This is a genomic window from Alphaproteobacteria bacterium (assembly GCA_040905865.1).
Classification (GTDB): Bacteria; Pseudomonadota; Alphaproteobacteria; order UBA8366.
This window is the reverse complement of the sequence record JBBDQU010000006.1, coordinates 17,592-41,535: the sequence shown is the minus strand read 5'-3', so window position 1 is coordinate 41,535 and position 23,944 is coordinate 17,592. Positions and strand designations below refer to the sequence as shown.

Sequence of the window (23,944 nt, the reverse complement as noted above, 5' to 3'; positions counted from 1 at the left end):
CAGTGGCGACGATGTTGCGCGATTCCTCAGGAAAGTCGCGGAAACCCCCGCGCCTGCGACCCGCGCGGGAGACCGGGGACGTTTGATCTTCGCCATGGACGCGACCGCCAGCCGGGAACACAGCTGGGATCACGCCTGCAGGATCCAGGGTGACATGTTCGTCGAAACCAGCATGCTGGGCGGGCTGGAGGTGCAACTGCTGTACTACCGCGGCTATGGCCAGTGCCGGGCGAGCAAATGGACGCCCGATTCCACACGCCTGCTGCGCTTCATGGAAAGCGTGCGCTGCCTTGGCGGCGCGACCCAGATTGAAAAGGTCCTGAAGCACGCGATCCGGGAAACCGGGATCCGGCAGGTGAACGCGCTGGTGTTCATCGGCGACGCCATGGAGGAAGATGTCGACGTTCTGTGCCGGCATGCCGGCGAACTCGGCCTGCTGAACGTGCCGGCCTTCGTGTTCCAGGAAGGCGGCAACCCCATCGCCGAACGCGCCTTTCGCCAGATTGCCCGGCTTACAAACGGGGCCTATTGCCGTTTCGACTCCAACAGTGCGCAACAGCTTCGCGAACTGCTTTCCGCGGTCGCCGTCTACGCGGCGGGCGGCCGTCGGGCCATGCTGGAATACGGCAGGCGAAAGGGCGGCGAAACCCTGCGGCTGACCGACCAGATGACCCGCGGCGGGAACTAGCGCCGATGTCCTGGCTGCTGCTCGGCGTGGCCCTTCTGGTCGGCGCCCTTCTGGTTGGCCGCTGGTTCGTCGGCGCCGATACGAAGCAAATCCTGAAGGCGCTGCGCTGGGCCGGCGCGATCCTGGCGGTCGTCCTCGCGCTGGTGCTTGTTCTGACCGGCCGGTTCTCGCTGCTGTGGATCGCCTTCATGGGGCTGCTGCCCTGGATCATGCGGCTTCGAATGCTGGGCCGGATGGCGCGCTCGGCCCGGGGCCCCAGCAGCGGCGGGCAGTCCAGCGTCAATACCCGCTTCGTCGCCATGACGCTCGATCACGATACCGGCGATATGGACGGCGAAGTACTGGAAGGGGCTTTCGCGGGCCGGCAATTGTCGCGGATGACAATGGACGAAGTGCTGAAGCTGTTTACAGACGCCAGCCGGGCGGACGAACAGTCGGCAAACATTCTGGGCGCCTATCTCGATCGGCAATACGGCGATGCCTGGCGGGAACGCGCCGGAAGCGGCAACAGGGAGTCTGAAACACCCCGGTCGGCCGATGGCCGGATGACGGTGGAGGAGGCGTATCGGATTCTGGACCTCGAACCGAATGCTTCCCGGGAGGAAATCAACCGGCAGCACCGGGAACTCATGAAAAAGATGCATCCTGATCACGGCGGATCGGACTATCTTGCCGCCAAGATAAATGAAGCTAGGGAATGTCTCATGCGGCTGGCGTCCGAGGACGGAATGTAAAAATTGTCGCAGCCACTACGGTTGCGAGTACAAGGCAGTTATGGCAAGAAAGCGAACATTTCATCGGATTGGATTGAATCAGGCAGCATGAACAGGAAAATACGCAAAGCGGTGTTTCCCGTGGGCGGGATGGGCACCCGGTTTTTACCCGCCACCAAGGCCATGCCAAAGGAAATGCTGCCCATTGTCGACAAGCCCCTGATCCAGTACGCGGTCGAAGAGGCGCAGGCCGCCGGGATCGAGGATTTCATTTTCGTCACCGGCCGCGGCAAGCACGCCATCGAGGATCATTTCGATTATTCGCCGGAGCTCGAAAATATGCTGGTGGATCGTGGACGCAACGATATTCTCGACGCGATCCGCAGCTGGATGCCAAAGCCCGGGCAGATCAGTTATACGCGGCAGATGCAGCCCCTGGGACTGGGGCACGCGGTATGGTGCGCGCGGAATCTGGTTGGCGACGAACCCTTTGCCGTGTTGCTGGCCGATGACCTGGTGCAGGCGCAAACGCCCTGCCTGAAGCAGATGGTCGATGTCCAGGCGGAAACCGGCGGCAGCGTGGTGGCAGTGATGGACGTGCCGCGCGAACATACCAGCCGTTACGGGATACTGGATATCGAAAACGAATCCGGTAACCTTGTCTCGATCCGCGGTCTGGTGGAAAAGCCGGACCCGGCCGATGCGCCGTCGACCCTGTCGATAATCGGGCGCTATATCCTGCAGCCGCAGGTTTTCGAATATCTGGGCCGCCAGGAGAAGGGGGCTGGCGGCGAAATCCAGCTGACCGACGCCATGGCGGCAATTTTGGGATCGAGCCCGTTCCACGGGCTGCGGTTCGAGGGACGGCGGTTCGATTGCGGCGACAAGGCAGGTTTCCTGGATGCCTCGATCGCCTTTGCACTCGCCCGCGACGATCTCGCGCCGGCCATGCGGGACATATTGAGAAGCCATGCCGGTGCTTAATTCGCCCGCCGGCATATTCTGACCTGAATTTAGGGAGCCAAATTCATGCGGATCGCGATGATCGGGACTGGCTATGTCGGTCTGGTGTCTGGCGCCTGCTTTGCCAAATTCGGTGTCGAGGTGACATGCGTCGACAAGGATGAATCCAAGATCGAGCGCCTGATGCGTGGCGAAATGCCGATTTTCGAACCGGGACTCGATGCCCTGGTCCGGACCGGGTTCGAAAATGGCCGCCTGACCGTGACGACTGAGCTGCCGGCGGCGGTGCGGATGGCCGACGCGGTCTTTATCGCGGTCGGGACGCCCAGTCGGCGCGGCGACGGTCATGCCGACCTCAGCTATGTCTACGCGGCGGCGAAGGAGATTGCCGAGTGCCTGGAGGGGTATACGGTCGTCGTGACGAAATCGACGGTTCCGGTAGGGACTGGCGCCGAGGTGGACCGGATCATCCGGGAGACGCGCCCCGATGCCGATTACGACGTCGTTTCCAACCCGGAATTCCTGCGCGAAGGTTCAGCCATCGAAGATTTCATGAGACCCGACCGGATCGTTATCGGGACGGACAGCAGCACGGCTCAGGATGTCATGCGCATGCTGTACCGGCCGCTTTACCTGCTGGAAACACCGATGCTGTTTACGCAGCGGGAAACGGCCGAACTGATCAAGTATGCGACCAACGCATTCCTGGCAACGAAGATCACATTTATCAATGAAATTGCCGATGTCTGCGACAAGGTCGGCGCCAACGTTCAGGATGTGGCGCGGGGCATCGGGCTGGATGGCCGGATCGGGCGCAAGTTCCTGCATGCCGGCCCCGGATACGGAGGATCCTGTTTTCCGAAGGATACGCTGGCGCTGGTGAAGACGGCGCGGGAATACGGCGCGCCAATGACGATCGTGGAATCGGTCATCGAAGCCAACGACAACCGCAAGAAGGCCATGGCCGCCCGGGTGATCGCCGCCTGCGGCGGTTCGGTGGACGGGCTGACGCTGGCGGTACTGGGCGTCACGTTCAAGCCGAATACGGATGACATGCGCGAAGCGCCAAGCCTCGATATCGTTCCGGTTCTTATTCAGGCGGGCGCCCAGATACGGGCATATGACCCCGAAGGCATGAAAGAGGCCGCGCCGCTTCTGCCCGGTGTCGAATGGTGTCCCGGGGCCTATGAAACCATGGAGGGCGCGTCGGCGGTGATCATCATTACCGAATGGGATGAATTCCGCATGCTGGATCTGTCCCGCGTGCGTTCGCTGTTGCGGCAGCCCCTGATGCTCGACTTCAGAAACATCTATAATCCGGGCGAGATGGCGGCGGCGGGGTTCGTGTATCACAGCATCGGGCGGCCGGATCGGCCGGTCGTGGCGGAACCCAGGATACTGGCGGATGCACAATGAAAAAGCATGATTTTTCGCCGCAGATTCTGCGTGAATACGATATCCGGGGGACCGTGGGGGAGACCCTGTTCCCGGCAGACGCCTACGCGCTGGGCAGGTCCTTCGGGACAATCGTTGCGCGCCGCGACGGCCGATTGGTCTGCGTCGGTTTCGATGGCCGGACGAGTTCGCCGGAACTGGCGGCAAGCCTGGTCGACGGATTATGCGACAGCGGCATGCAGGTCTTGCGGATCGGCCTGGGGCCGACGCCGTCGCTGTATTTCGCGACGAAGGCGATGCAGGCGGATGGCGGCGTCATGGTCACCGGTTCGCATAACCCGCCGAACCATAACGGGTTCAAGATGATGCTCGGCGGCGCCTCGTTCTGGGGCGGCGATATCAACAAGCTGGGCGTGCTGGCCGCCGCGGGCGATTGGGTCGACGGTGCGGGAATCGCCAGCGATATCGCCCTGATGGCGGCATATGTCTCGCGACTGCGTATCGACTATACGGCATCAAGGGGTCTCAAGGTTGCCTGGGATGCTGGCAACGGTGCGGCGGGCGAGGCAATGGCCGCGCTGACCCGGCAATTGCCCGGTACGCATGTTCTCCTGAATGCGGAAATCGACGGCACATTTCCGAACCATCACCCGGATCCGACCGTGCCTGAAAACCTCCGGCAGCTTCAGGACGCCGTGGCAAGGGAGAACTGTGACCTCGGGATTGCCTTTGACGGCGATGGCGACCGTATCGGCGTTGTCGACGGCAAGGGCCGGATTCTCTGGGGCGACCAGTTGCTGTCGATCTATGCGCGTGACCTGCTGGCGCGGCGGCCGGGCGCGACGGTCATCGCGGATGTCAAGGCGAGCCAGGTGCTGTTCGATGAAATTTCCCGCTGTGGCGGCAATCCTGTCATGGCGGCGACCGGACATTCGATCATCAAGACACGAATGGCGGAACTGTCCGCGCCGCTGGCGGGTGAAATGAGCGGCCATATCTTTTTTGCGGACCGCTACTACGGTTTCGACGACGCGCTTTATGCGGCGGTCCGGCTGCTGGATATCGTGGCCCATGGCGACCGGTCGCTGGCGGATATGCGCGATGCCCTGCCGCAGGTCGTGAATACGCCCGAAATTCGCTTCGATATCGCCGAAGAACGCAAATTCGCCGTTATCGATGAGGTCAAGAGCCGGTTGGCGGGCACGGCGGCGCAGGTGAACGATACGGATGGCGTGCGTGTGCTTAACGAGGACGGTTGGTGGCTGCTTCGGGCATCGAACACCCAGGCCGTGCTCGTCGTGCGCTGTGAATCGGCAAACGACGCAGGCCTTGCCAGACTGAAAACCACGGTTATCGATCATCTCAGGGGGTGCGGCGTCGATGCGCCGGCTTTCTGACGCCGGCGAGATCTACGGTTGCCGCGTTGCCGTTTGATCGCTATCGGATGCCTGTACCTGTCGCACCTTGTCCGGCGCAATGGCGATACACGGTATTTGCCGTTGTTCAAGGCGCTTGCAGGCCTGCTTCGCGCTGTCGCCGCTCATACCGATAAGCCGCGCCCGATACATGATATGGTCGCCGGTGCGATAGGGCGCGATGCTGATATGCGTGCGGTCGGTCAGTTCCGGTATGTTCGACACCGCCTGATTGGCGGCAGCCCTTGCCGGGGCGACATCGCCGTACGCGCCGACCTGGATCGCCCATTCGGTGCCTTCCTGCGCCCATGCGGTGGAATGTGCGGGGAGCGTATGATGTTGGGCCGCAGCCGGCGCCGCGGAGACGGTTTTCTGCGCTACAGCCGGAGTGAGTTTCTTCTCGCTCAGTTCCGCGAACTGATTGGCAGCCGACTGCTGTTTGTCGCGAAGGGCGAGTTTCTTAAATTCACGCTCAAGCAGGTCCGCCATATGCTTGTCGCGCGACTTTGCCGTTTTTCCGCCGAATACGATGCCGATAAGGCGATGGTTGTCCCTGGAAACCGATGCGGCGAGATTAAAGCCTGAAGCGCGGATATAACCGGTCTTGATCCCGTCAGTCCCATCGACAGAACGCAACAGACTGTTGTGATTCTTGTATTTTTGTCCCCGGAAGCTGTACTGGTCGCGCGAAAAATACGCGTAATATTTCGGGAAATCCTTGATCAGGCTGCTGGCAAGCTTCGCCATGTCGCGTGCGGTGGATAGCTGTCCCTGGTTCGGCAGTCCGGACGCATTGCGGAATGTGGTATGCCGCATGCCCAGTTCACGCGCCTTTTCGGTCATGAGCTTGGCGAAATTGATTTCCGTGCCGCCCAGTTTTTCGGCAGCGACAACGGCAGCATCATTCGCAGACTTGGTCACCAGGGCCAATATGACCGATTCGACGGAGATCGTTTCGCCGTGTTTCAGGCCCAGCTTCGATGGCGTCATGCCTTCCGCGCGACGCGACACAGGCAATGGCGTGTCAAGTTTCAGACGCCCTGCTTCCAGCGCCTCGAACACCAGATACAGTGTCATCATTTTTGTCAGGGATGCTGGATATTTTTTTGTGTCCGGGTTTACCGCATGCAGAACGCGACCGTTATCCGCATCGATAACAATGGCGGCATAGCGTGCCTGCGCGGGCGATGCCTGTAGCCAAAACAGGGCGACCATTGTGACGGCGAACACGATTGCGCCGGGGCTTAAGAGACGGTTCTGTTTCATGCTTTTTTGGGATATACCAGATCAGGCCAAATTTCATCATGAATCCATAAGTTTACACAGGTTAGTTAAGAATCGGTTTATTGTCCATCCGTTTGGTAAGGCGCCGAAGGATTTTTCGTAATTACCGCACTGCAGCAAGAATTGTCTTTTATACGGCGTCGGATCCGGGACACAAAATTCCGCACCGATCCGGCCCGGCGCATACGGGAAATACCGGCTGGCGGGGCATCGCACCAGTAAAATGCTGCGATGCACAAAATTATTTGTTGACACGGAGGGGGTCGTTCCCATATTCCTTGCTGTAGAAATGTTGCACCGCAGCAAGACGTCCGCGCTGCTACGGAAGCAGACTGAAACTCATTCGCGGCACAATTCACTTGTTTGGGAGTTATATCATGGCGACGAAGGCACAGGGTACCGCAAAGGACGCAACCAAAGCGATCGAGGATGCGCTCGCGGTCGGCAAGGACACGGTTGAACAGGCGTTCAAGGCGTCGACGGAGGGCTACGAACAGGTCGCTTCCGCGAGCCGTGCGCAGTGTGAAAAGGCGAGCAAGGCGCTGCTCGGCAGTTATGACGAACTGGCGACGGCCAGCAAGGACAACATGGACGTCCTGGTTGCGGCCGGCGATATCTGGTTCAAGGGATACGAAGAGATCAGCAAGGCCTGCCTTGCCTATGCGCAGGGAACCGCCGAACACGCCGCCGAAACGGCAAAGGCGGTCATGGCGGCAAAGACTGTCCAGGACATGATCGACGTACAGACGGATTTCGCGAAACAGCGTTTCGACATTCTGGCCAGCGAAGGCACCAGGATTTCGGACCTGTCCATGAAGACGGTCAACGAAACGGTTGCGCCGATCCAGAAGCGATTCGACGACGGTATCTCCAAGTTCATGAAAGTCGCGGCGGGCTGAACCGCGCGTGATCCATGCATGCCGCAAGGCACGGCGTAGAACAACGGCCCGGGAGCGTCTTGCTCCCGGGCCGTTTTTCTATTGCGACGGAAACACTTCCGGGATACGCGCTGCGGGTATATTCTCTTCCGTCTATCCCTTTTCCCCGCTGGTCAGGGAACCAATATACATGGTGATGTAAATAGACGCTGGTACGGGACGCAATGAGCGATCAGAATAACGGAACAGATGGCGATATTCGAACCGGGGTGGTTGTAAAGGCCAAGCCGAAGACGAAGAAGCCGTCGATGTACAAAGTGCTGATGTTGAATGACGATTATACGCCCATGGAATTTGTCGTGCATGTTCTGGAGCGCTTCTTCAACAAGGGACCGGAAGCCGCGACGCAGATTATGCTGCATGTACACCAGAAGGGGGTCGGTATCTGTGGCGTGTTTACATATGAGGTAGCGGAGACCAAGGTAAATCAGGTGATGGAATTCGCCCGCAAGAATCATCATCCCTTGCAGTGTACTCTGGAAAAGGACTGATATTCCCGTGTTATCGCGCAATTTGGAAGAAAGCCTGCACCGTGCAATCGCGTTAGCGAGCGAACGGCGTCATGAATACGCTACACTGGAGCATTTGTTGTTTGCTTTGAGTGACGATCGGGACGCCGTCGCCGTCTTGCGCGCCTGTGGCGTGGATATCGACCGGTTACGAAAGGATCTTGGCGAATATCTCGATGGCGAACTGGAAATGCTGGTTGCCGATTTCGTCGAGGACCCGAAGCCGACGGCGGGCTTCCAGCGTGTGTTGCAACGCGCCGCGATCCATGTCCAGTCGTCGGGCCGGGAAGAAGTGACGGGCGCCAATGTTCTGGTCGCCATGTTCTCCGAACGCGAAAGCCATGCAGTCTACTACCTGCAGGCGCAGGATATGACCCGATTCGATGCGGTCAACTATATAAATCACGGTATCGCCAAGGTGCCGAGCGAATCGACCACCCGAAGCGTCAGCGGCAATGATGAGGACGCGGCTGCGGAGAAGGTCAATAAAAAGGGCAACGAGGCGCTCGAGGCCTATTGCGTGAACCTGAATCAGAAGGCGAAGGCCGGCAAGATCGATCCGCTGATCGGCCGCAAGAACGAAGTCGACCGGACGATACAGATCCTGTGTCGCCGCACGAAAAACAATCCGTTGTATGTCGGCGACCCGGGCGTCGGGAAGACCGCGATCGCGGAAGGGCTGGCCAAGCGCATTGTCGAAGGCGATGTTCCCGGCGTACTCGCAAAATCGACGATCTATGCGCTCGACATGGGCGCGCTGCTCGCGGGAACGCGCTATCGCGGCGACTTCGAGGAACGGCTCAAGGCCGTTATGAAGGAACTGGAGGAAGAAGACGGCGCGATCCTGTTCATCGATGAGATTCACACGGTGATCGGCGCCGGCGCCACCAGCGGCGGGGCGATGGACGCGTCCAATCTGCTGAAGCCGGCGCTTCAGGGCGGCACGCTGTGCTGTATCGGTTCGACGACCTACAAGGAATTCCGGAACCATTTCGAGAAGGACCGCGCGCTGGTGCGCCGGTTCCAGAAAATCGACGTCAGCGAACCCTCTATTGCCGACACGATCAAGATACTGCAGGGACTGAAGCCCTATTACGAAGAACACCACCATGTCCGTTACACCAATGAAGCGCTGAAAACGGCGGTGGATCTTGCGGCGAAATACATCAATGACCGCAAGCTGCCGGACAAGGCGATCGACGTCATAGACGAGGTCGGCGCGTCCCAGATGCTGCTGCCGGAATCGCGCCGCAAGAAGACCATCGGCGTGCGCGATGTCGAGGCGGTCGTCGCCATGATGGCGCGGATCCCGCCGAAGCAGGTTTCCAGCAACGACCGGGACTCGCTGAAGAATCTCGACCGCGACCTGAAGACTGTCGTGTTCGGTCAGGATGCGGCGATTGAGGCGCTGGCCACCGCGATCAAGATGTCCCGCGCCGGGCTGCGCGAAGCGGAAAAGCCGATCGGCAGTTACCTCTTCTCCGGCCCGACCGGCGTCGGCAAGACCGAGGTCGCGCGGCAACTGGCCAAGACGATGGGGATCGAGATCACCCGGTTCGACATGTCCGAATACATGGAGCGCCACAGCGTGTCGCGCCTGCTGGGCGCGCCGCCGGGATATGTCGGTTTCGACCAGGGCGGGCTGCTGACGGACGCCATCGACCAGCATCCGCATTGCGTGCTGCTGCTCGACGAGATCGAGAAGGCGCATCCGGACCTGTTCAACGTGCTGCTGCAGGTCATGGATCACGGCAAGCTGACCGACCACAACGGCAAGGCGGTCGATTTCCGCAACGTGATCCTGATCATGACCACCAATGCCGGCGCCGCCGATATGGCGAAACCCGCCATGGGCTTTGCCCGCGAGGCGCGGGTCGGCGAGGATGAGGAGGCGGTCAACCGCATGTTCACGCCGGAATTCCGCAACCGCCTGGACGCGGTGATCGGTTTCGCCTCGCTGTCGCAGGAGGTTGTGCACCGGGTTGTCGACAAGTTCATCATGGAGCTCGAAGGACAACTGGCCGACCGCAATGTGAGCATCGAACTGAACGACGAATCGCGCGACTGGCTGGCGCGCAAGGGCTATGATCCGAAATTCGGCGCCCGGCCCCTGTCGCGGGTCATCCAGGAGAACATCAAGAAGCCGCTGGCGGAAGAACTGCTGTTCGGTGCGCTGGCCAAGGGCGGCATGGTCAGGGTGGTGCTCGCCGGCGACAAGCTGGCGTTCGAATTCAGCGCCCCGCCGGGCCGCCGGCGGCCCGATGGCGGCGGCGACAGCGGCAGCGGCAAGGACGGCGACAAGCCGGATTCGAAGGTTCCCGAACTGCTGGAAGGCTGAGCGGAAACCGCGGCGGCATCCGCTCCGTCTGATGGAGCCCATCGCATTTTCATTCAGGCCGGCGGACAGCCCCGCCGCGCTGGAACCGGTCTGGCGGGATCTCGAAGCCCGCGCGGATGGCGGGTTCTTCCTGTCATGGGACTGGATCGGCGCCTGGCTTGCCGAAATCGACGACGAACCCGTCCTGCTGGAAGGGCGGTCGGAAGGCCGGGCCGTCGCGCTGGGCCTGGCGTGCCGGGTCGCCGGGGGCCCCCGGTCGGGCGGCGCCCTGCACCTGCACCAGACCGGCCGGCCGGACCTCGATTCCCTGTATCTCGAATATAACGGCTTCCTGCTGGACCGGCGCTTTGCGGGCGCGGGGCAGGGGCGGTGCGCCGCGGCGCTGCTGGACGAGGGGGCGCGGCGCGGCGCGGTGGCGGGCTGGGACCGCATCGTCATCGGCGCGGCGTCGCAATCGACCGCCGAAGCGCTGGCGGCGCTGCCCGGCATCCTCCGGCGGACCGGCCCGGCGCTGCCCGCCAGCGCGGTCGACCTGGCGGCGATCCGCGCCGCCGGCGGCGACTATCCGGGCGGGCTCAGCCCCAATACCCGCTACCAGATCCGCCGGGCGACGCGGCTGTACGCGGCGCGGGGGAAGCTGACCCTGGAGGCCGCATCCGATGTCGCGGCGGCGCTGGCCTGGTTCGAGGGGCTCTGCGGCCTGCACCAGGCGACCTGGACGGCGCGCGGCCGCCCGGGCGCCTTCGGCCCCGCCTTCTTCCGGCGATTCCACCGCCGGCTGATCGAAACCGGCCTGCCGCGCGGCGCGGTGGAGCTGCTGCGCGTCGCCGCCGGCGATTCGGTGGTCGGCTACCTGTACAACTTCCGCCATCGCGGCACGGTGCATTACTACGCCAGCGGCTTCGCCTACGAGGCGGACAACAAGGCGCGGCCGGGGCTGGTCTGCCATGCGCTGGCCATCGAACACCACCTGGCCGGCGGCGCGGCGCGGTATGACTTCATGGCCGGCGGCGGGCGCTACAAGGAGAGCCTGGGCCGGCCGGCGCCGGGCATCCGCACCGTCACCCTGCAGCGGCCGGGGCTGCGGGCCCGCCTGGGCAACGCGCTGTACGGCGCCCGCCAGCGGCTGCGCGGTTAGGGTCGCGCGGGTCCTGCCTCAGACGGTGAGCGAGAGCACGATCAGCGCGGTCATGATGCCGAGCGACACGCCGACCACCGCCGCGTAGACGACATAGGGGTTGAGGGCAATCCGGCGCCGTCCGAGGTTGAATTTCAATGCGTCTGTTGTCATGGCGTGCCTCGCGTAAATCCCTGATGCCCCATCCGTTCCATACCTCACAGAATGGCCGGCGATTGTGACCGAACCGTGAAGAAACTGCGTTAACACCGCGATTTTCCGCCGCGCATGGCGGCGGACACGGCAAGGGCTTTATGAACGGCCCGGCGCCACGGGGATGTGACGCGCATCACGGGAACCGCGAAATCCCGGCCCGGCGATGCAACCGCGCCCCCACCGCCGCGCCCCACCATCCTGGCCCACGTCAGGCCGGATCGTTCTCCGTCCGGCGGAAGGGCGACATCTCGGCGAGGTGTTCCGATTCCCCCGCCTCGGCCCGGCGTTCGCGTTCCAGGAAATCGGCCACCGCCGCGCGGAAGCCCGCGTCGCGGATCCAGTGCGCGCTCTGCGTCCGCACCGGCAGGTAGCCGCGCTGGATCTTGTGCGGCCCCTGGGTCCCGGCCTCCACCGTAGCCAGCCCGCGCTCGATGGCGAAATCGATCGCCTGGTAATAGCAGCATTCGAAATGCAGGAAGGGGTAGCGCCCGTCGCAGCCCCAGTTGCGCCCGTACAGCGCGTCCTCCCCCACCAGGTTCAGCGCGCCGGCGATGGCGCGCCCGTCATGTTCCGCCCGCACGAGGCCCACCCGGTCGGCCATGCGGTCCCCCAGCATGGCGAAGAAATCCCGCGTCAGGTAGGGATAGCCCCATTTGCGGTCATAGGTGCTGACATAGAAATGGTGGAACTCGTCCCAGTGTTCGGGGCGGATATCCGGCCCGTTCAGCATCGCCACGGAAATCCCCCTGTCGGCGACCTTCTGGCGCTCCTTGCGGATATTCTTGCGCTTGCGGCTGGACAGGTCGGCCAGGAAATCGTCGAAGCAGCCATAGCCCCGGTTGTGCCAGTGGAACTGGTGGCCGTGCCGCACCAGGAACCCCGCCGCCGCCAGCGCCGCCACATCGCCTGGCTGCGCGAAGGTGACATGCAGCGAGGACACGCCATAGCGCGTGGCGACCTCCACCAGCCCGCCGATCATCGCCCGGCGCACCGCATCCGCCTGCGGCCCCGGCCGCACCAGCAGCCGGGGCCCGGTGACCGGCGAGAACGGCACCGCCGCCTGCAGCTTGGGGTAATAGCGCCCGCCCGCGCGCTCATAGGCATCGGCCCAGCCCCAGTCGAAGACATATTCGCCCTGCGAATGGTTCTTCAGGTACATCGGCACCGCCCCCAGCAGCAGCCCGGCCCCGTCGCGCACCGCCAGGTGCTGCGGCGCCCAGCCGCTTTTCCGGCCGACCGAGCCGCTTTCCTCCAGCGCGTGCAGGAAGGTATGGCTGACAAACGGATTCGCGCCGCCGGCGCAGGCATCCCACTGCGCCGCATCGACCCGGTCGATCCGGTCCAGCAGGTCGATGGTTATCGCCTCGCGCCCGTCCGGCATATCAGCCCCGCACCCTCCGCACCGCCCGCCCGGCCCGAATCAGGCGGGGACGGGGGTGAAAAAACGGTTTTCGCTTAACATCGGTTAACATCGCTTAACATTCCCTGACATTCGCCCGCATCCCGCCCGGCCCGCCCGCATCACGCGCGGGGGTGAAAAAACTGTTTTCGCTTAACATCGATTAACATCGCTTAACATTCCGCCGCACCGCGCCGCGCCGCCGGGCCCTGCAACCGCCATGGGCCAAGCCTAACACCGAACGGCACCGCCTGGCATCCGCCGCCCGTTGCCCGCGCGCCGAAAAAACAGGGGAAATGATTGGCTTTTATTGGCATTTGTCGGCTTTTCCGGTGTGCAGCGCAGCATGGCGGGCGGACCGGCCGGGGGATAAAATGCGAAAAGATTGGCTTTTATTGGCTTTTGTTGGCATTTCGCGGGGCGGGCGGGTGTGGCAGCGGGGGAAAGTATGAAAATCCTTAACACCGATTAACATGGCTTAACATTTCCGGTTTGCAATGCGGCGGGGGCGGGGAGTCGCGGTTTGAAGCGGATTGTCCCGAAAATTAAAAAAAGGAATAATAGGCTAAAATAAGTTAAAAGTCAATAAATTCTGATATTCATTCGATAATGCGATGGTCATCTAGCCTGTATTTGTGCAATCGAGCGAGTAGTTTTTGTCTTATGGATACTCGAGACCCGATTCAACGCCGACGTATTATGCAGGCGGTAAAACGTGAGAATACGAAGCCCGAATTGACCGTCCGTCGGCTACTTCATTCACTGGGATATCGTTACAGGCTACATCGCAAGGAGTTGCCCGGCACGCCCGATATCGTATTCCCAAGTCGCAAGAAAGTGATTTTCGTAAACGGGTGCTTCTGGCACGGGCATGGATGCAAGAAGGGGCAACTCCCTAAATCTCGCCTTGACTACTGGAAACCGAAAATCGCTAAGAACGTCGAGCGCGATAAAAATAGAGCAGAGCAACTCGCATTACTAGCATGGCGGGTTTTTGTCGTTTGGCAATGCCAAACGACAGATATTGACGATTTGGCAAAGGTGTTGAGAAATTTTTTGGACGAACCGTAAAATTCAACCGACACGACTGACGAAGTTCGGTATCTTCGAGGGATGAAGGAAAAAAAGCAATCCGAACGTCAGCCTGTCAAGCGCCCCATTGGAATTGATTTGTTCGCTGGAGCCGGCGGTTTAAGCCTCGGCTTCGAGCAAGCGGGTTTCGATATTGTCGCAGCCGTCGAAATCGATCCGGTCCACTGTGCCGTTCACAAGTACAATTTTCCGAATACACCGATCATTCCGCATTCGGTGGAAGGTTTAAGCGCCACTCATATTCGGAAAGTAGCCGGCATAGGCGATCGTCCAATCGACTGTGTGTTCGGGGGAGCGCCGTGTCAGGGCTTTTCGCTTATTGGGCATCGCGCTCTGGAAGATCCGCGAAATAAGCTTGTATTGGAATTCGTTCGGCTTGTCGCCGAGCTCAATGCCCGCACATTTGTCTTCGAGAATGTAAAGGGGCTCACCGTCGGCAGGCACAAATCTTTCCTGAAAGAGCTCGTCGAAGCGTTCGATAGGGCCGGTTACGCGGTGCGTTTGCCTTGGAAGGTATTAAATGCGGCTCATTTCGGCACGCCGCAGTTCCGCGAGCGTTTGATTCTTCTCGGAGCGCGCAAGGGAGAAGCGCTTCCAGATTATCCTTCACCTTCGACCAACGTTGCCGGCCGGCGACAGAAAATCGACGAGTTGCCGATCGGACCCACTTGCGCCGAGGCGATAGGGGACCTTCCCGATGCCGATCGGTTCGAAACACTTCTCGCGTCAGACTCTGTGAAAACGAGCGATTTCGGGAGCCCTTCTTCCTATGCTGCCGCATTACGGTGCATGACGAACGATGCCTGGCACTTTGGTTATGTGCGTGAATGGAATCCGGCGATTCTAACGTCTAGCGCTAGAACCAAGCACACGGAGATATCCCAGCGCCGTTTCTGCGAAACGGCGCCAGGTGCCGTAGAACCGATCAGTCGATTTTTCAAACTGCCGGGCGACGGCGTGTCGAATACACTCCGTGCGGGTACCGACGGAGCGCGCGGCGCATTCACCAGTCCTAGACCGATCCACTATACGTATCTACGGTGTATTACCGTGCGTGAGATGGCGCGGCTTCACGGTTTTCCGGACTGGTTCCGGTTCCATGTCACGAAGTGGCATGGAGCGCGTCAGATCGGCAATGCGGTGCCGCCGCCGCTTGCCCGAGCAATTGCAGGCGCCGTGCGTAAAGCGCTCGATATCGAAGCCGGTCGTCCCGAGGGTACGATTACGCTCGACGATCCAACGTTGCTTGCGGTCGATATGTCCAAAGCGGCGGCGCGATTCGGCGTCGAGCCTCCGCTTAGCAGGCGAGATCGCAAAAGTGGGACTAAGAAACGTAAGCAGATTGAAATCGAGAGAGAACGTCTCTCGTTGCAGGCTGCCCATGGCTGAAAAACTTAATCGATATCAGGCACTGATAGAGAGGATTTTTTTCGATCACTATACGGAAGGGGCGACTGAGTTCGAGTTTCTTCGCACAGAACTTGAAGACGGTGCTGCTGCACTTGGTTTCGCCCGCGTCAAAAATATCGGCGATGTGCCTTATTCCTTCCGTTATCGGAATCGGTTGCCCAACAATATTCTAAACACCCAATCGGAAGATCGAGAATGGATTATCGAAGGGGCGGGAAGGGGCGTATATCGTTTTAAGCTCGTGAAGAAAACGCGCATCGTACCGCGTGAGGATCTCGTGATAGTAGATATTCCGGATTCAACGCCGGAATTGATACGTGCCTATGCGCTAGACGACGAGCAGGCCCTTCTTGCGATAGTCCGTTATAACCGCTTAATCGATACGTTTCTCGGCCTGACGACCTACAGCTTGCAGAATCACCTTCGTACGACCGTCGAAGGCATCGGACAAATCGAGATCGACGAGCTTTATATCGGCCTCGATAAATATGGGTGCCACTACGTCATTCCCGTGCAGGCGAAGGGGGGCAAGGACCAGATCGGGATAGTGCAGACAACACAGGATATCCGTTTCGTCGAGCAGAAATTTCCGAAAATGAGATGCCGGGCAATTGCCGCTCAATTCATGGAAGATAATGTCGTCGCTTTATTCGAACTGACGCTACAGGACGACGATATCAAAGTAGTGGACGAGCGGCATTACTGCCTTGTCCCGGCATCTAATCTGGATCAGGACGCTATACGTAACTATCGGTTGTAGTCATCTTTCGAGGCCCTTCCTTTTTAGATTTAACACCGAAAGCCATTCGGTTGTATTGTAGACGCGTTGCCTGACTGCGCCGTTCTCCCCACGGGTTTTGAACTTGCCCCCGGTTGATCCCCCCGCCCCCGTACCGCTAAGCTTCCCGCGACGCCCCCATCGGGGCCGCATCGTGTGAGTCTTGCAATCGGGGAGGACAGGGATGGTCGATCGGTCGGGGCCGCTGGCGGGGATTCGCGCGGTGGCCTGTTCCACCGCGCAGGCGGGCACCGTGCCCTATATGCTGATGGCCGATCTCGGCGCCGAGGTGATCAAGATCGAGCCGCCCGGCGCCGGCGACAATTCGCGCAAGGCCGGGGTGCTGCTGGGCGATGACGGGGAAATTTCCTCGTTCTTCGAAACCAACAACCGCGGCGTCAAGAGCGTCACCCTGAACCTGAAGAGCGCGGAGGGGCGGGCGATCCTGTACAAGCTGGTGGAAACCGCCGAGGTGTTCGGCCAGAACTTCCGGCCGAGCGCGGCGGCGCGCAACGGCTTCGACTACGAAACCCTGAAGAAGGTCAACCCGCGCCTCGTCTATGCCTCGGTGTCCGGCTACGGGCAGAAGGGGCCGCAGGCGGACCTGCCGGGGACCGACGCGGTCGGCCAGGCGCTGAGCGGCATCGCCGAGGCCTATGCCGCGCCGGGCCAGCCGATGCGCACCGGCGTGGTCTCCGTCGCCGACGAATCCTGCGCCCTGCTGACCTTCGGCGGGCTGCTGGCGGCGCTGATCCATGCGCGCACCACCGGGGTCGGGCAGAAGGTGGAAACCTCGCTGGTCGGTAGTGCTGTGCGGCTGATGGGCTGGACCCTGACGACGACCATGTGGCGCAACCGCAACCCGATCACCGGCGCGCGGATCAACGGCACCCGCGAACGGCCGGGCATCGCCGCCTGCTTCAACGATTCCGAGGGCAAGCCGCTGGTCTTCCAGCTTAACGACCGGGACTGGAAAACGGCGATGGACGCGCTGGGCTTCTGGGACCGGCTGGAGGAACGCGGGGCCAGCGACCTCGGCCTCGCGCTGGAAAGCACGGAGATGAAGGACCTGATCCTCGGCACGCTGGCGGCGCTGTTCGCCACGGGCCAGCGCGACCGCTGGGTGGAGATCTTGCGCGGGGCGGATATCGTCTCGGCCCCGGTCAACACGCTGCTGGAGGCCTCGAACGACCCCAACGTGCTGGCCAACGGCTATGTGGACGAGGTCGAATACCCCGAGCTGGGCCGGAAACTGAAGGTGCACGGCTCGCCCTGGCAGTTCTCCGAAACGCCGCCGGTGCTGGGCCGCGCGCCGAAACTGGGCCAGCACAACACAGAGGTCCTGGAGGGGCTGGGCTACAGCGCCGACGAGATCGCGGGCTTCGCGGCGCGCGGGGTTATCTAACCCGTTGCCCCCGCCGCCAGCCGCGCGTCCACCGTGCCGATATCGCCGAAATCCCCGGCAAGCGCATCGTCCGGACCGACCCGCACCAGCCCCGTGCAGGTTCCCGTCGACACCAGTTCCCCCGCGCGAAGCCCGTCCCGGAGCCGCTGGAAATTGGCGATCCACAGCAGGACGTTGACCGGGTCGCCAAGCGCCCGTGCGCCCGTTCCCGCGGCTGCCTCAACGCCGTTGCGCCGCAGCCGCACGGCGTGGCCGGGCAGGTCGAATTCCCGCCAGCGCGCCGCCACCGCGCCCGTGACCAGCGCCACATTGGCGCCGCCATCCGCCGTCACCAGCAGCCGGCCCGCGCCGGTCAGCCCGCCGGACAGGCGGGATCCGACGATTTCGAGCGCCGGGGCGACGCCGTCGATGGCCGCCGCGACCTCCGGCTTCGTATAGGGCGCGGCGCGCGGCGGCAGGTCCGCGCCGAGCCGCAGGGCGAATTCCGCCTCGACCCACAGGTCATGCGCCGCATGGACCGGCACGGAATCGCCTGTGCGGAAACGGAATCGCGCGGGAACGCGCGCCGCGCCCGGTTCCGTCGTGCCCAGCCTGGCCTGCGCCTCCGCGGAGGTGGAACCGACCTTCCAGACGCCGGATGCCGGGCCGAGCCGGGCGGCAACATCCCGCTGCACCGCATAGGCGGCGGCAAGAGTCGCGGGATGCTCCGCGCCGCCGGCCGTGACCACGGTTCCGTCCAGCCGGGCGGCGGCAAGGCGCGCGGCGAGGGAAGGCGCGGGGATGTTCATGGCGGGGGTTCCCGTGGATCATGGGCGCATTGCCAAAGCGTAACCCGCGCGCTCATGGGTCGTCCATCCGGCTGTCGGCGGGCGGTATTTCTGGCGGGCGGCGGCCTGTGATGCTATAAGCAGGGGGCCGGAACGGCGAGCCGGCCGGACAAGCAGCAGGAGAGGCGACATGAAGGGCGACCCCAAGGTCATCGCGCATCTGAACACCATTCTCAAGAATGAGCTGACGGCGATCAACCAGTATTTCCTGCATGCCAAGATGCTGAAGGACTGGGGCATCTCGGAACTCGCCGAGGCGGTGCGGCACGAATCCATCGACGAGATGAAGCATGCGGACAGGCTGATCGACCGCATCCTGTTCCTGGACGGGCTGCCGAATTTGCAGGACCTCGGAAAGCTGCGGATCGGCGAGGATATCGAGGAAATCCTGCGCTGCGACCTGTCGCTGGAAATGGACGCGATCCCGGACCTGCGCGCGGCGATCGCCGACTGCGAAGCCGCCGCCGATTACGTGACCCGCGACCTGCTCAAAGGCATTCTCGATTCGGAGGAGGAGCATGTCGATTTCCTGGAAACCCAGTTCGACATGATCGCGCGCATGGGCCTGCAGAATTACGCCCAGCTCAACAGCGAGGCGGCGGAAGACTAGACCGCGCGGCGGTTTTCAGCCCGCGGTGCGGTCCGCTTCGGGCGCGGCGGCGAATTCGGGTTTCGCGCCGGATTTTTTTTCCTGGCGCAGGCGCCCGGAACGTTCCGCGAGATTGGTGAGAGCCTTGAGCAGGGTGCCCGGTTTCATTTGCGACCACTGGTTCATGGCGGCCTATACCGTCTCGGGCTGGCGGTTGTCGACCGGGGACAGAAGCTCCGTGTCGATCATTTCCTGGGCAAAATCAAGGCATTGACCGCATTCCGGCCCGTTGCCGAGCTGGCTGTAGGCCTGCCGCGCACAGCGGACGCCCTGTTTCGCCAGCGCCCGGATTTCCGCATCGCGGTACCTGTTGCAGATACATACGTACAAGATGCTGCTCCTGTTGGGGAGCGACACTCTGCTGCAACCGATAATGATTGTCAATCGCGAATTTTCAGGATGGGCGCGCCGTCCTCGACAATCGCCCGTAACCGTTCCAGCGCAAACCCCGTCAGCGCGGCGTCGCCTTCCGGCGACCAGACGACATAGGCCGGCAGGGTGAAATCGGGCGCATCGGCGCGCCGCGTCAGGCGCCCGGAAGCCAGGTGCGGCCGGACCAGCCGTTCGGGGAAATATCCCGTGCCGCCGGCGGCGAGGATATGCCGCAGGCCGATCCAGCCGATATTCGAGGTGATGGCGGGTGCGGCGAAATCGGGAAAGCTGGTATTGTGCCGGGCGAGAAATTCAGGTCCCCAGTCGATCAGAACGTAGTCCGGCCCAGGGCCGCCCGGCGGCGCGGATACCAGCGGATCCGCCGCCGCGGTCGTCACCATGACCAGCCGTTCCTCCAGCAGCGGTTCGACGCGCAGGCCCGGCCGGCTTTCCGGGGTGTACATGACGCCGATATCGAGCCGCCCCTCGACCAGCCCCTGCATCAGGTCCGGCTCGAAACCGATCTCGGCGCGGATCGAAACATCCGGCGCGTCCGCGCGCATGACCGGCAGCCAGTCCAGCAGCAGGTCCTCCCACAGCCCGATCCGGGCGCCGATGGTCAGCGCGGCGCGGAAACCGTGCGGGATGCCCACATCCTGCCGCGCCTGTTCCACCGTGCGCACCAGGGTCGAGGCGTGCTTCCGGAATTCGCGGCCCGCCGGGGTCAGCGCGGCGCCGGCCTTGTTGCGGACGAACAGCCGGCATCCGAGCTGGTCTTCCAGCAGCCGGATGCGGGCGCTGACCGTCGACTGGGTCAGGTGCAGGCGCTCCGACGCCCTGATGAAGTTTCCCGCCGCGATCACGGTCAGAAACGTGCGGGCCAGTTCGGTTTCCATGGATGCCGCTCCGGAACTGAAAGGGGATTATTATATCGAAATAATCGATATAAACAGCGAATATTTATCGTTTTGAAAAACTGTTGCCGGTAGCCAGATTGGATAATGTGGCAGGCAGCGGGGTGACAGGATGGTAGCGGACGCGCGGTGGAAGACCATCAAGCGATGGCGGCGGATGCAGCGGGCGAGGCTGCGGGCGCGGCGGCTTTCGCTGGCGCAGCGCGAGCGGGCCGGGGCGCGCGCGGCCGTCTGCGCGGGGATCGCGGAATTCCTCGCGGCGCGCGGCGATGGCTGTGTCGGCGTGTACTGGCCGTTCAAGGCGGAAATCGATATCCGCCACATCGCCAATGAAGGCATCCCGGTGGCGCTGCCCGTCGTGGTCCGGCGCGGCCAGCCGCTGGAATTCTGGTCCTGGCGGCCGGACATGGCGCTGCGGCGCGGCGTGTGGGATATCCCGATACCGGTGGATCGGAAGGTCGTGACGCCGACCCTGTTGCTGGCGCCGCTGCTTGGTTTCGACGATGCCGGTTACCGGCTCGGCTATGGCGGCGGCTATTACGACCGGACGCTCGCCGCCATGTCGCCACGGCCGCTCGCCATCGGCCTCGGGTTCGATTTCGCGCGTCTGCCGACGATCCATCCGCAACCGCATGACATTCCCATGGACGCCATCGTCACCGAGTCCGGTATCAGGCGTTTTTCGGAGAAATCCATCCCGGCGCGCGCCGCGCCGGCGGTTGCAACGGGAGACTGACCGATGACGACATATGGCCGGAAGCATGACCGCGCCGTGGAAAGCCGCGAGGCGTTGCTGGACCTGCTGAACCTGCTGCTGGAATGCGAACGCGCCGGGGCGCGCGGGGTGGGCGAACTCAGCCGGTCCGCGAATCCGGAACACCGGCCGCTGCTGTCGGCGGTCGCCCGCGACGAGGCGCGCTACTGCGCCATGCTGACCGGCCATATCCGGCGCCTGGGCGGGCGGGCGACCCGCAGGACCGGCGCCTTTTACGGCAAGCTGATGGGGACGGACGGGTTCGCCGCGCGGATCGGGCTGCTGGACCGGGGGCAGGGCTGGGTCGTCCGCAAGCTGGAGGACTCGCTGCCCCGGATCGACGACGCGGCGCTCCGCGCGGACCTGCGGGAAATGATCGAGGTGCATCAGCGCAATATCGCATCCTGCAATGCAATCGCGCCGGATGCCGGCGGAAAAAAAGGGGGTGATTAGCCGGCGGTCGCGCCGCCGTCGACGATCAGTTCCGTGCCCGTGATGAAGGAGGATTCGTCCGACGCCAGGAACACGATGGCGCTGGCGACTTCCTCCGGCTGGGCGAAGCGGCCGAGCGGGATGCCGGCGAAGCGTGCGGCGCGGAGGGTTTCGGGCACCGCCTCGTAGCCCATCAGGGTTTCCACCGGGCCGGGATGGACCGAATTGCAACGGATGCCGTCCTTCGCATAGGTCACCGCCACGGATTTGCTCATCAGCCGCACCGCGCCCTTCGACGCGCCGTAATGCGACGATAGCGAGGCGCGGATGCCGGCGGTGGAGGAAATATTGACGATGGAGCCGCCGCCGCCGGCGCGCATCGCCGACAGCACCGCCTTGCAGCCCAGGAAGACGCCCTTGCCGTTCACATCCATGATCAGGTCCCATTCGTCCTCGCTGATCTCATGCATCGGCTTGCGCTGGTAGACCCCCGCATTGTTGACCAGGATATCCAGCCGGCCATGCGCGTCGGTCAGCGCCTTTACCGCCGCGTCCCAGTCGGCGGCGCTGGTGACGTCGAGCTTCAGGAAGGTCACGGACTGTCCCTGCGCCGTCAGTTCGGCGGCCAGCTTTTCGCCCGCGTCGATGGCGATATCGCCCAGCCCCACATGCGCGCCTTCGGCGGCCAGCCGCCGGACCGTGGCTTCGCCGATCCCCCGATGCCCGCCGGAAACCAGCGCGACCTTGCCCTTGAGATTCATGATGCTCCCCCTTGTCTCTGATAGTGGCTAGCGCAGCCTGCCCACCGGGTTCTCCGTGGCGCCCCTGTTCGCGGCGAGCAGGCAGATGATGTCATGCGCGATGGTGGCCCCCGCGATGGCCGTGATTTCCGCGTGGTCATAGGCGGGCGCGACCTCCACCACATCCGCCCCGACGATTTCGAGGCCCTGCAGCCCGTGCAGGATGCCCAGCGCCTGCGCCGAACTGAGCCCGCCGGCGACCGGCGTGCCCGTGCCCGGCGCGAAGGCCGGGTCCAGACAGTCGATATCGAAAGTCAGGTAGACCCTGCCATCGCCGATCCGTTCGCGGATCGCCGCCACCGTGGCGTCGATACCGTGCCGGTGGATCCAGGGCGCGGTGAGGATTTCGAAGCCGTGGTCCGTGTCGTTATGGGTGCGGATGCCGATCTGGCAGGAGCGCGCCGGGTCGATCAGCCCTTCATTGGCGGCGCGCAGGAACATCGAGCCGTGGTCGAAGCGCTTCCCGTCATCGTCCCAGGTGTCGCAATGGGCGTCGAAATGCAGCAGCGAGACCGCGCCATGGGCCTTCGCTATGGCGCGCAGGATGGGATAGGTCACGAAATGGTCGCCGCCGAGGCTGAGCGGGATCGCGCCGGCGGCGAGGATCGAGGCAATATGGAATTCAATGGTCGCGACGATCGTTTCAGGATGATGCGGGTCGAGGAAGCAGTCGCCGTAATCCACCACCGACAGCGTGTCGAACGGGTCGAAGCCATAGGGAAAGGCTTTCAGTTCCGCCATTTGGACGGCGGCGGCGCGGATCGCCCGCGGTCCCAGCCGCGCGCCCGGCCGATAGGTGACCGCGCCGTCATAGGGAATGCCGCTCACCGCGACATCGACGCCGGACAGGTCGCGCGTATAGCGCCGCCGCATGAAACTCAGCGCGCCGCCATAGGTCATTTCCGGCCATCGACCCCGGTTTTCCGGCTTCAGGAAGGCCTGGTCGCCCTGTTCGTCGTGTGACATCGATTTGTTCCGTCCGTGCGGGCGTGGAGTGTCTGCCGCCGCATTGTCCGCGAAAGCGCGGCATGCATCAACCGGTCTCCGCAGGGACGAAAACCCCCGCTTGGCCGGGACCTGTTTTGATCGTAGTATCAATCGCTTCTGCTGAACCGCAAGCAAGTGGTTCGCGTGTGGCGGCGGCATTATGGAGGAGCTGATGCCCGATTCGGAAGCGGCTGCCGCCGGCGGGGCAATGCCCGGCCCGGCGGCGCAGGCACTGGCGCGCGGGATATTCGATGCCTTGCGCGACATGTCGTTCGATGGCGTCGGCGTCAGCCGCGAGACATACGGCCCCGGCGAAACCGGCGCGATGGAACTGCTGGCCCGGACCGCGACAGAGAACGGTTTCACGGTTTCCTGGGACGCCGCCCGCAACCTGGTCGTCCGGCTGGAGGGGCGGGAACACGACGCGCCGGTCGTGGCGACCGGTTCCCATCTCGACTCGGTGCCCGTGGGCGGCAATTTCGACGGGGCGGCCGGCGTGGTCGCCGGGCTGCTGGCGCTGATCGCGGCGCGCGACGCCGGCGCGCCGCG

26 protein-coding genes are annotated in these 23,944 nt (G+C 62.9%); 17 read left to right on the top strand and 9 right to left on the bottom strand.

All coding sequences use genetic code 11. The features are described from left to right. Positions 1 to 82: 82 nt before the first annotated feature. From WD767_02160 to WD767_02140, 5 genes are all read left to right on the top strand, one after another. Positions 83 to 688 (top strand): VWA domain-containing protein, encoded by a 606-nt coding sequence (locus tag WD767_02160; GenBank protein ID MEX2614877.1) that lies wholly within the window; start codon positions 83 to 85, stop codon positions 686 to 688. 5 nt (positions 689 to 693) lie between these two features. Continuing rightward, on the top strand, positions 694 to 1,422 hold the full coding sequence (locus WD767_02155) for a DnaJ domain-containing protein (GenBank protein ID MEX2614876.1): 729 nt from the start codon (positions 694 to 696) through the stop codon (positions 1,420 to 1,422). Between the two features lie 87 nt (positions 1,423 to 1,509). Further along, positions 1,510 to 2,385 carry a UTP--glucose-1-phosphate uridylyltransferase GalU gene (gene galU, locus WD767_02150; protein ID MEX2614875.1) on the top strand — a complete coding sequence of 292 codons (876 nt, stop codon included), beginning with the start codon at positions 1,510 to 1,512 and terminating at the stop codon, positions 2,383 to 2,385. 45 nt (positions 2,386 to 2,430) lie between these two features. Then, complete coding sequence (locus tag WD767_02145; protein MEX2614874.1) at positions 2,431 to 3,780, top strand: UDP-glucose/GDP-mannose dehydrogenase family protein; 1,350 nt, start codon at positions 2,431 to 2,433, stop codon at positions 3,778 to 3,780. Further along, complete coding sequence (locus tag WD767_02140) at positions 3,777 to 5,156, top strand: phosphomannomutase/phosphoglucomutase (protein ID MEX2614873.1); 1,380 nt, start codon at positions 3,777 to 3,779, stop codon at positions 5,154 to 5,156. Before WD767_02145 ends, WD767_02140 begins: the two co-directional genes overlap by 4 nt. Before the next feature lie 12 nt (positions 5,157 to 5,168). On the opposite strand, the gene WD767_02135 is transcribed toward WD767_02140, so the two are convergent. After that, on the bottom strand, positions 5,169 to 6,440 hold the full coding sequence (locus WD767_02135; GenBank protein ID MEX2614872.1) for a D-alanyl-D-alanine carboxypeptidase family protein: 1,272 nt from the start codon (positions 6,438 to 6,440) through the stop codon (positions 5,169 to 5,171). Positions 6,441 to 6,835: 395 nt separating this feature from the next. Between WD767_02135 and WD767_02130 the strand changes: the two genes are divergently transcribed. The 4 genes from WD767_02130 (at position 6,836) to WD767_02115 (ending at position 11,381) form a co-directional block, all read left to right on the top strand. Continuing rightward, positions 6,836 to 7,357: a phasin family protein gene (locus WD767_02130; GenBank protein MEX2614871.1), complete on the top strand. Its 522-nt coding sequence runs from the start codon at positions 6,836 to 6,838 to the stop codon at positions 7,355 to 7,357. Positions 7,358 to 7,560: 203 nt separating this feature from the next. After that, positions 7,561 to 7,887 carry an ATP-dependent Clp protease adapter ClpS gene (gene clpS, locus WD767_02125; GenBank protein MEX2614870.1) on the top strand — a complete coding sequence of 109 codons (327 nt, stop codon included), beginning with the start codon at positions 7,561 to 7,563 and terminating at the stop codon, positions 7,885 to 7,887. Between the two features lie 7 nt (positions 7,888 to 7,894). After that, positions 7,895 to 10,243, top strand: coding sequence for an ATP-dependent Clp protease ATP-binding subunit ClpA (clpA, locus tag WD767_02120; protein ID MEX2614869.1), 2,349 nt, complete (start codon positions 7,895 to 7,897; stop codon positions 10,241 to 10,243). 31 nt (positions 10,244 to 10,274) lie between these two features. Beyond that, entirely contained in the window at positions 10,275 to 11,381 is a 1,107-nt protein-coding gene (locus WD767_02115; protein ID MEX2614868.1) for a GNAT family N-acetyltransferase, read from the top strand. An 18-nt stretch (positions 11,382 to 11,399) separates the two neighbouring features. Here WD767_02115 and WD767_02110 read toward each other — a convergent pair whose 3' ends face one another. Both WD767_02110 and WD767_02105 read right to left on the bottom strand, forming a co-directional pair. Then, positions 11,400 to 11,534: a hypothetical protein gene (locus WD767_02110; protein MEX2614867.1), complete on the bottom strand. Its 135-nt coding sequence runs from the start codon at positions 11,532 to 11,534 to the stop codon at positions 11,400 to 11,402. Between the two features lie 250 nt (positions 11,535 to 11,784). Next, a complete protein-coding gene (locus tag WD767_02105) occupies positions 11,785 to 12,957 on the bottom strand; it encodes a GNAT family N-acetyltransferase (protein ID MEX2614866.1) in 1,173 nt (390 codons plus the stop codon). Between the two features lie 627 nt (positions 12,958 to 13,584). Between WD767_02105 and WD767_02100 the strand changes: the two genes are divergently transcribed. From WD767_02100 to WD767_02085, 4 genes are all read left to right on the top strand, one after another. After that, the gene (locus WD767_02100; protein ID MEX2614865.1) at positions 13,585 to 14,046 is read left to right on the top strand and encodes a very short patch repair endonuclease; all 462 of its coding nucleotides are present in this window, start codon (positions 13,585 to 13,587) and stop codon (positions 14,044 to 14,046) included. A 42-nt stretch (positions 14,047 to 14,088) separates the two neighbouring features. Then, positions 14,089 to 15,456: a DNA cytosine methyltransferase gene (locus WD767_02095; protein MEX2614864.1), complete on the top strand. Its 1,368-nt coding sequence runs from the start codon at positions 14,089 to 14,091 to the stop codon at positions 15,454 to 15,456. Next, the gene (locus WD767_02090) at positions 15,449 to 16,237 is read left to right on the top strand and encodes an endonuclease (GenBank protein MEX2614863.1); all 789 of its coding nucleotides are present in this window, start codon (positions 15,449 to 15,451) and stop codon (positions 16,235 to 16,237) included. Before WD767_02095 ends, WD767_02090 begins: the two co-directional genes overlap by 8 nt. Before the next feature lie 202 nt (positions 16,238 to 16,439). Further along, a complete protein-coding gene (locus WD767_02085) occupies positions 16,440 to 17,660 on the top strand; it encodes a CaiB/BaiF CoA-transferase family protein (GenBank protein ID MEX2614862.1) in 1,221 nt (406 codons plus the stop codon). Here the strand turns inward: WD767_02085 and WD767_02080 are convergent. Further along, positions 17,657 to 18,448 carry a fumarylacetoacetate hydrolase family protein gene (locus tag WD767_02080; GenBank protein MEX2614861.1) on the bottom strand — a complete coding sequence of 264 codons (792 nt, stop codon included), beginning with the start codon at positions 18,446 to 18,448 and terminating at the stop codon, positions 17,657 to 17,659. The two genes, WD767_02085 and WD767_02080, sit on opposite strands and share 4 nt — an antisense overlap. A 169-nt stretch (positions 18,449 to 18,617) precedes the next feature. On the opposite strand from WD767_02080, the gene bfr reads away from it, so the two are divergent. Next, positions 18,618 to 19,097, top strand: a complete 480-nt coding sequence (gene bfr / locus WD767_02075; GenBank protein MEX2614860.1) for a bacterioferritin — start codon at positions 18,618 to 18,620, stop codon at positions 19,095 to 19,097. Positions 19,098 to 19,112: 15 nt separating this feature from the next. Here bfr and WD767_02070 read toward each other — a convergent pair whose 3' ends face one another. Genes WD767_02070 through WD767_02060 form a run of 3 tightly spaced genes read right to left on the bottom strand, consistent with a single transcriptional unit; the run spans position 19,113 to position 20,404 of the window. Beyond that, a complete protein-coding gene (locus WD767_02070; GenBank protein ID MEX2614859.1) occupies positions 19,113 to 19,262 on the bottom strand; it encodes a hypothetical protein in 150 nt (49 codons plus the stop codon). A 6-nt stretch (positions 19,263 to 19,268) separates the two neighbouring features. Next, positions 19,269 to 19,466, bottom strand: a complete 198-nt coding sequence (locus WD767_02065; GenBank protein ID MEX2614858.1) for a (2Fe-2S)-binding protein — start codon at positions 19,464 to 19,466, stop codon at positions 19,269 to 19,271. Between the two features lie 50 nt (positions 19,467 to 19,516). Then, positions 19,517 to 20,404 (bottom strand): LysR family transcriptional regulator, encoded by an 888-nt coding sequence (locus tag WD767_02060; GenBank protein MEX2614857.1) that lies wholly within the window; start codon positions 20,402 to 20,404, stop codon positions 19,517 to 19,519. Between the two features lie 130 nt (positions 20,405 to 20,534). Between WD767_02060 and WD767_02055 the strand changes: the two genes are divergently transcribed. Continuing rightward, positions 20,535 to 21,158: a 5-formyltetrahydrofolate cyclo-ligase gene (locus tag WD767_02055; GenBank protein MEX2614856.1), complete on the top strand. Its 624-nt coding sequence runs from the start codon at positions 20,535 to 20,537 to the stop codon at positions 21,156 to 21,158. Between the two features lie 3 nt (positions 21,159 to 21,161). Beyond that, the gene (locus tag WD767_02050; protein ID MEX2614855.1) at positions 21,162 to 21,629 is read left to right on the top strand and encodes a DUF6306 domain-containing protein; all 468 of its coding nucleotides are present in this window, start codon (positions 21,162 to 21,164) and stop codon (positions 21,627 to 21,629) included. Here the strand turns inward: WD767_02050 and WD767_02045 are convergent. Together WD767_02045 and speB are read right to left on the bottom strand one after the other, a co-directional pair. Then, a complete protein-coding gene (locus WD767_02045) occupies positions 21,626 to 22,369 on the bottom strand; it encodes an SDR family oxidoreductase (protein MEX2614854.1) in 744 nt (247 codons plus the stop codon). The two genes, WD767_02050 and WD767_02045, sit on opposite strands and share 4 nt — an antisense overlap. A 27-nt stretch (positions 22,370 to 22,396) precedes the next feature. Next, entirely contained in the window at positions 22,397 to 23,374 is a 978-nt protein-coding gene (gene speB, locus WD767_02040) for an agmatinase (GenBank protein MEX2614853.1), read from the bottom strand. A 193-nt stretch (positions 23,375 to 23,567) separates the two neighbouring features. Between speB and WD767_02035 the strand changes: the two genes are divergently transcribed. Next, the coding region (locus WD767_02035) for a Zn-dependent hydrolase (GenBank protein ID MEX2614852.1) at positions 23,568 to 23,944 on the top strand (377 nt) is incomplete at its 3' end.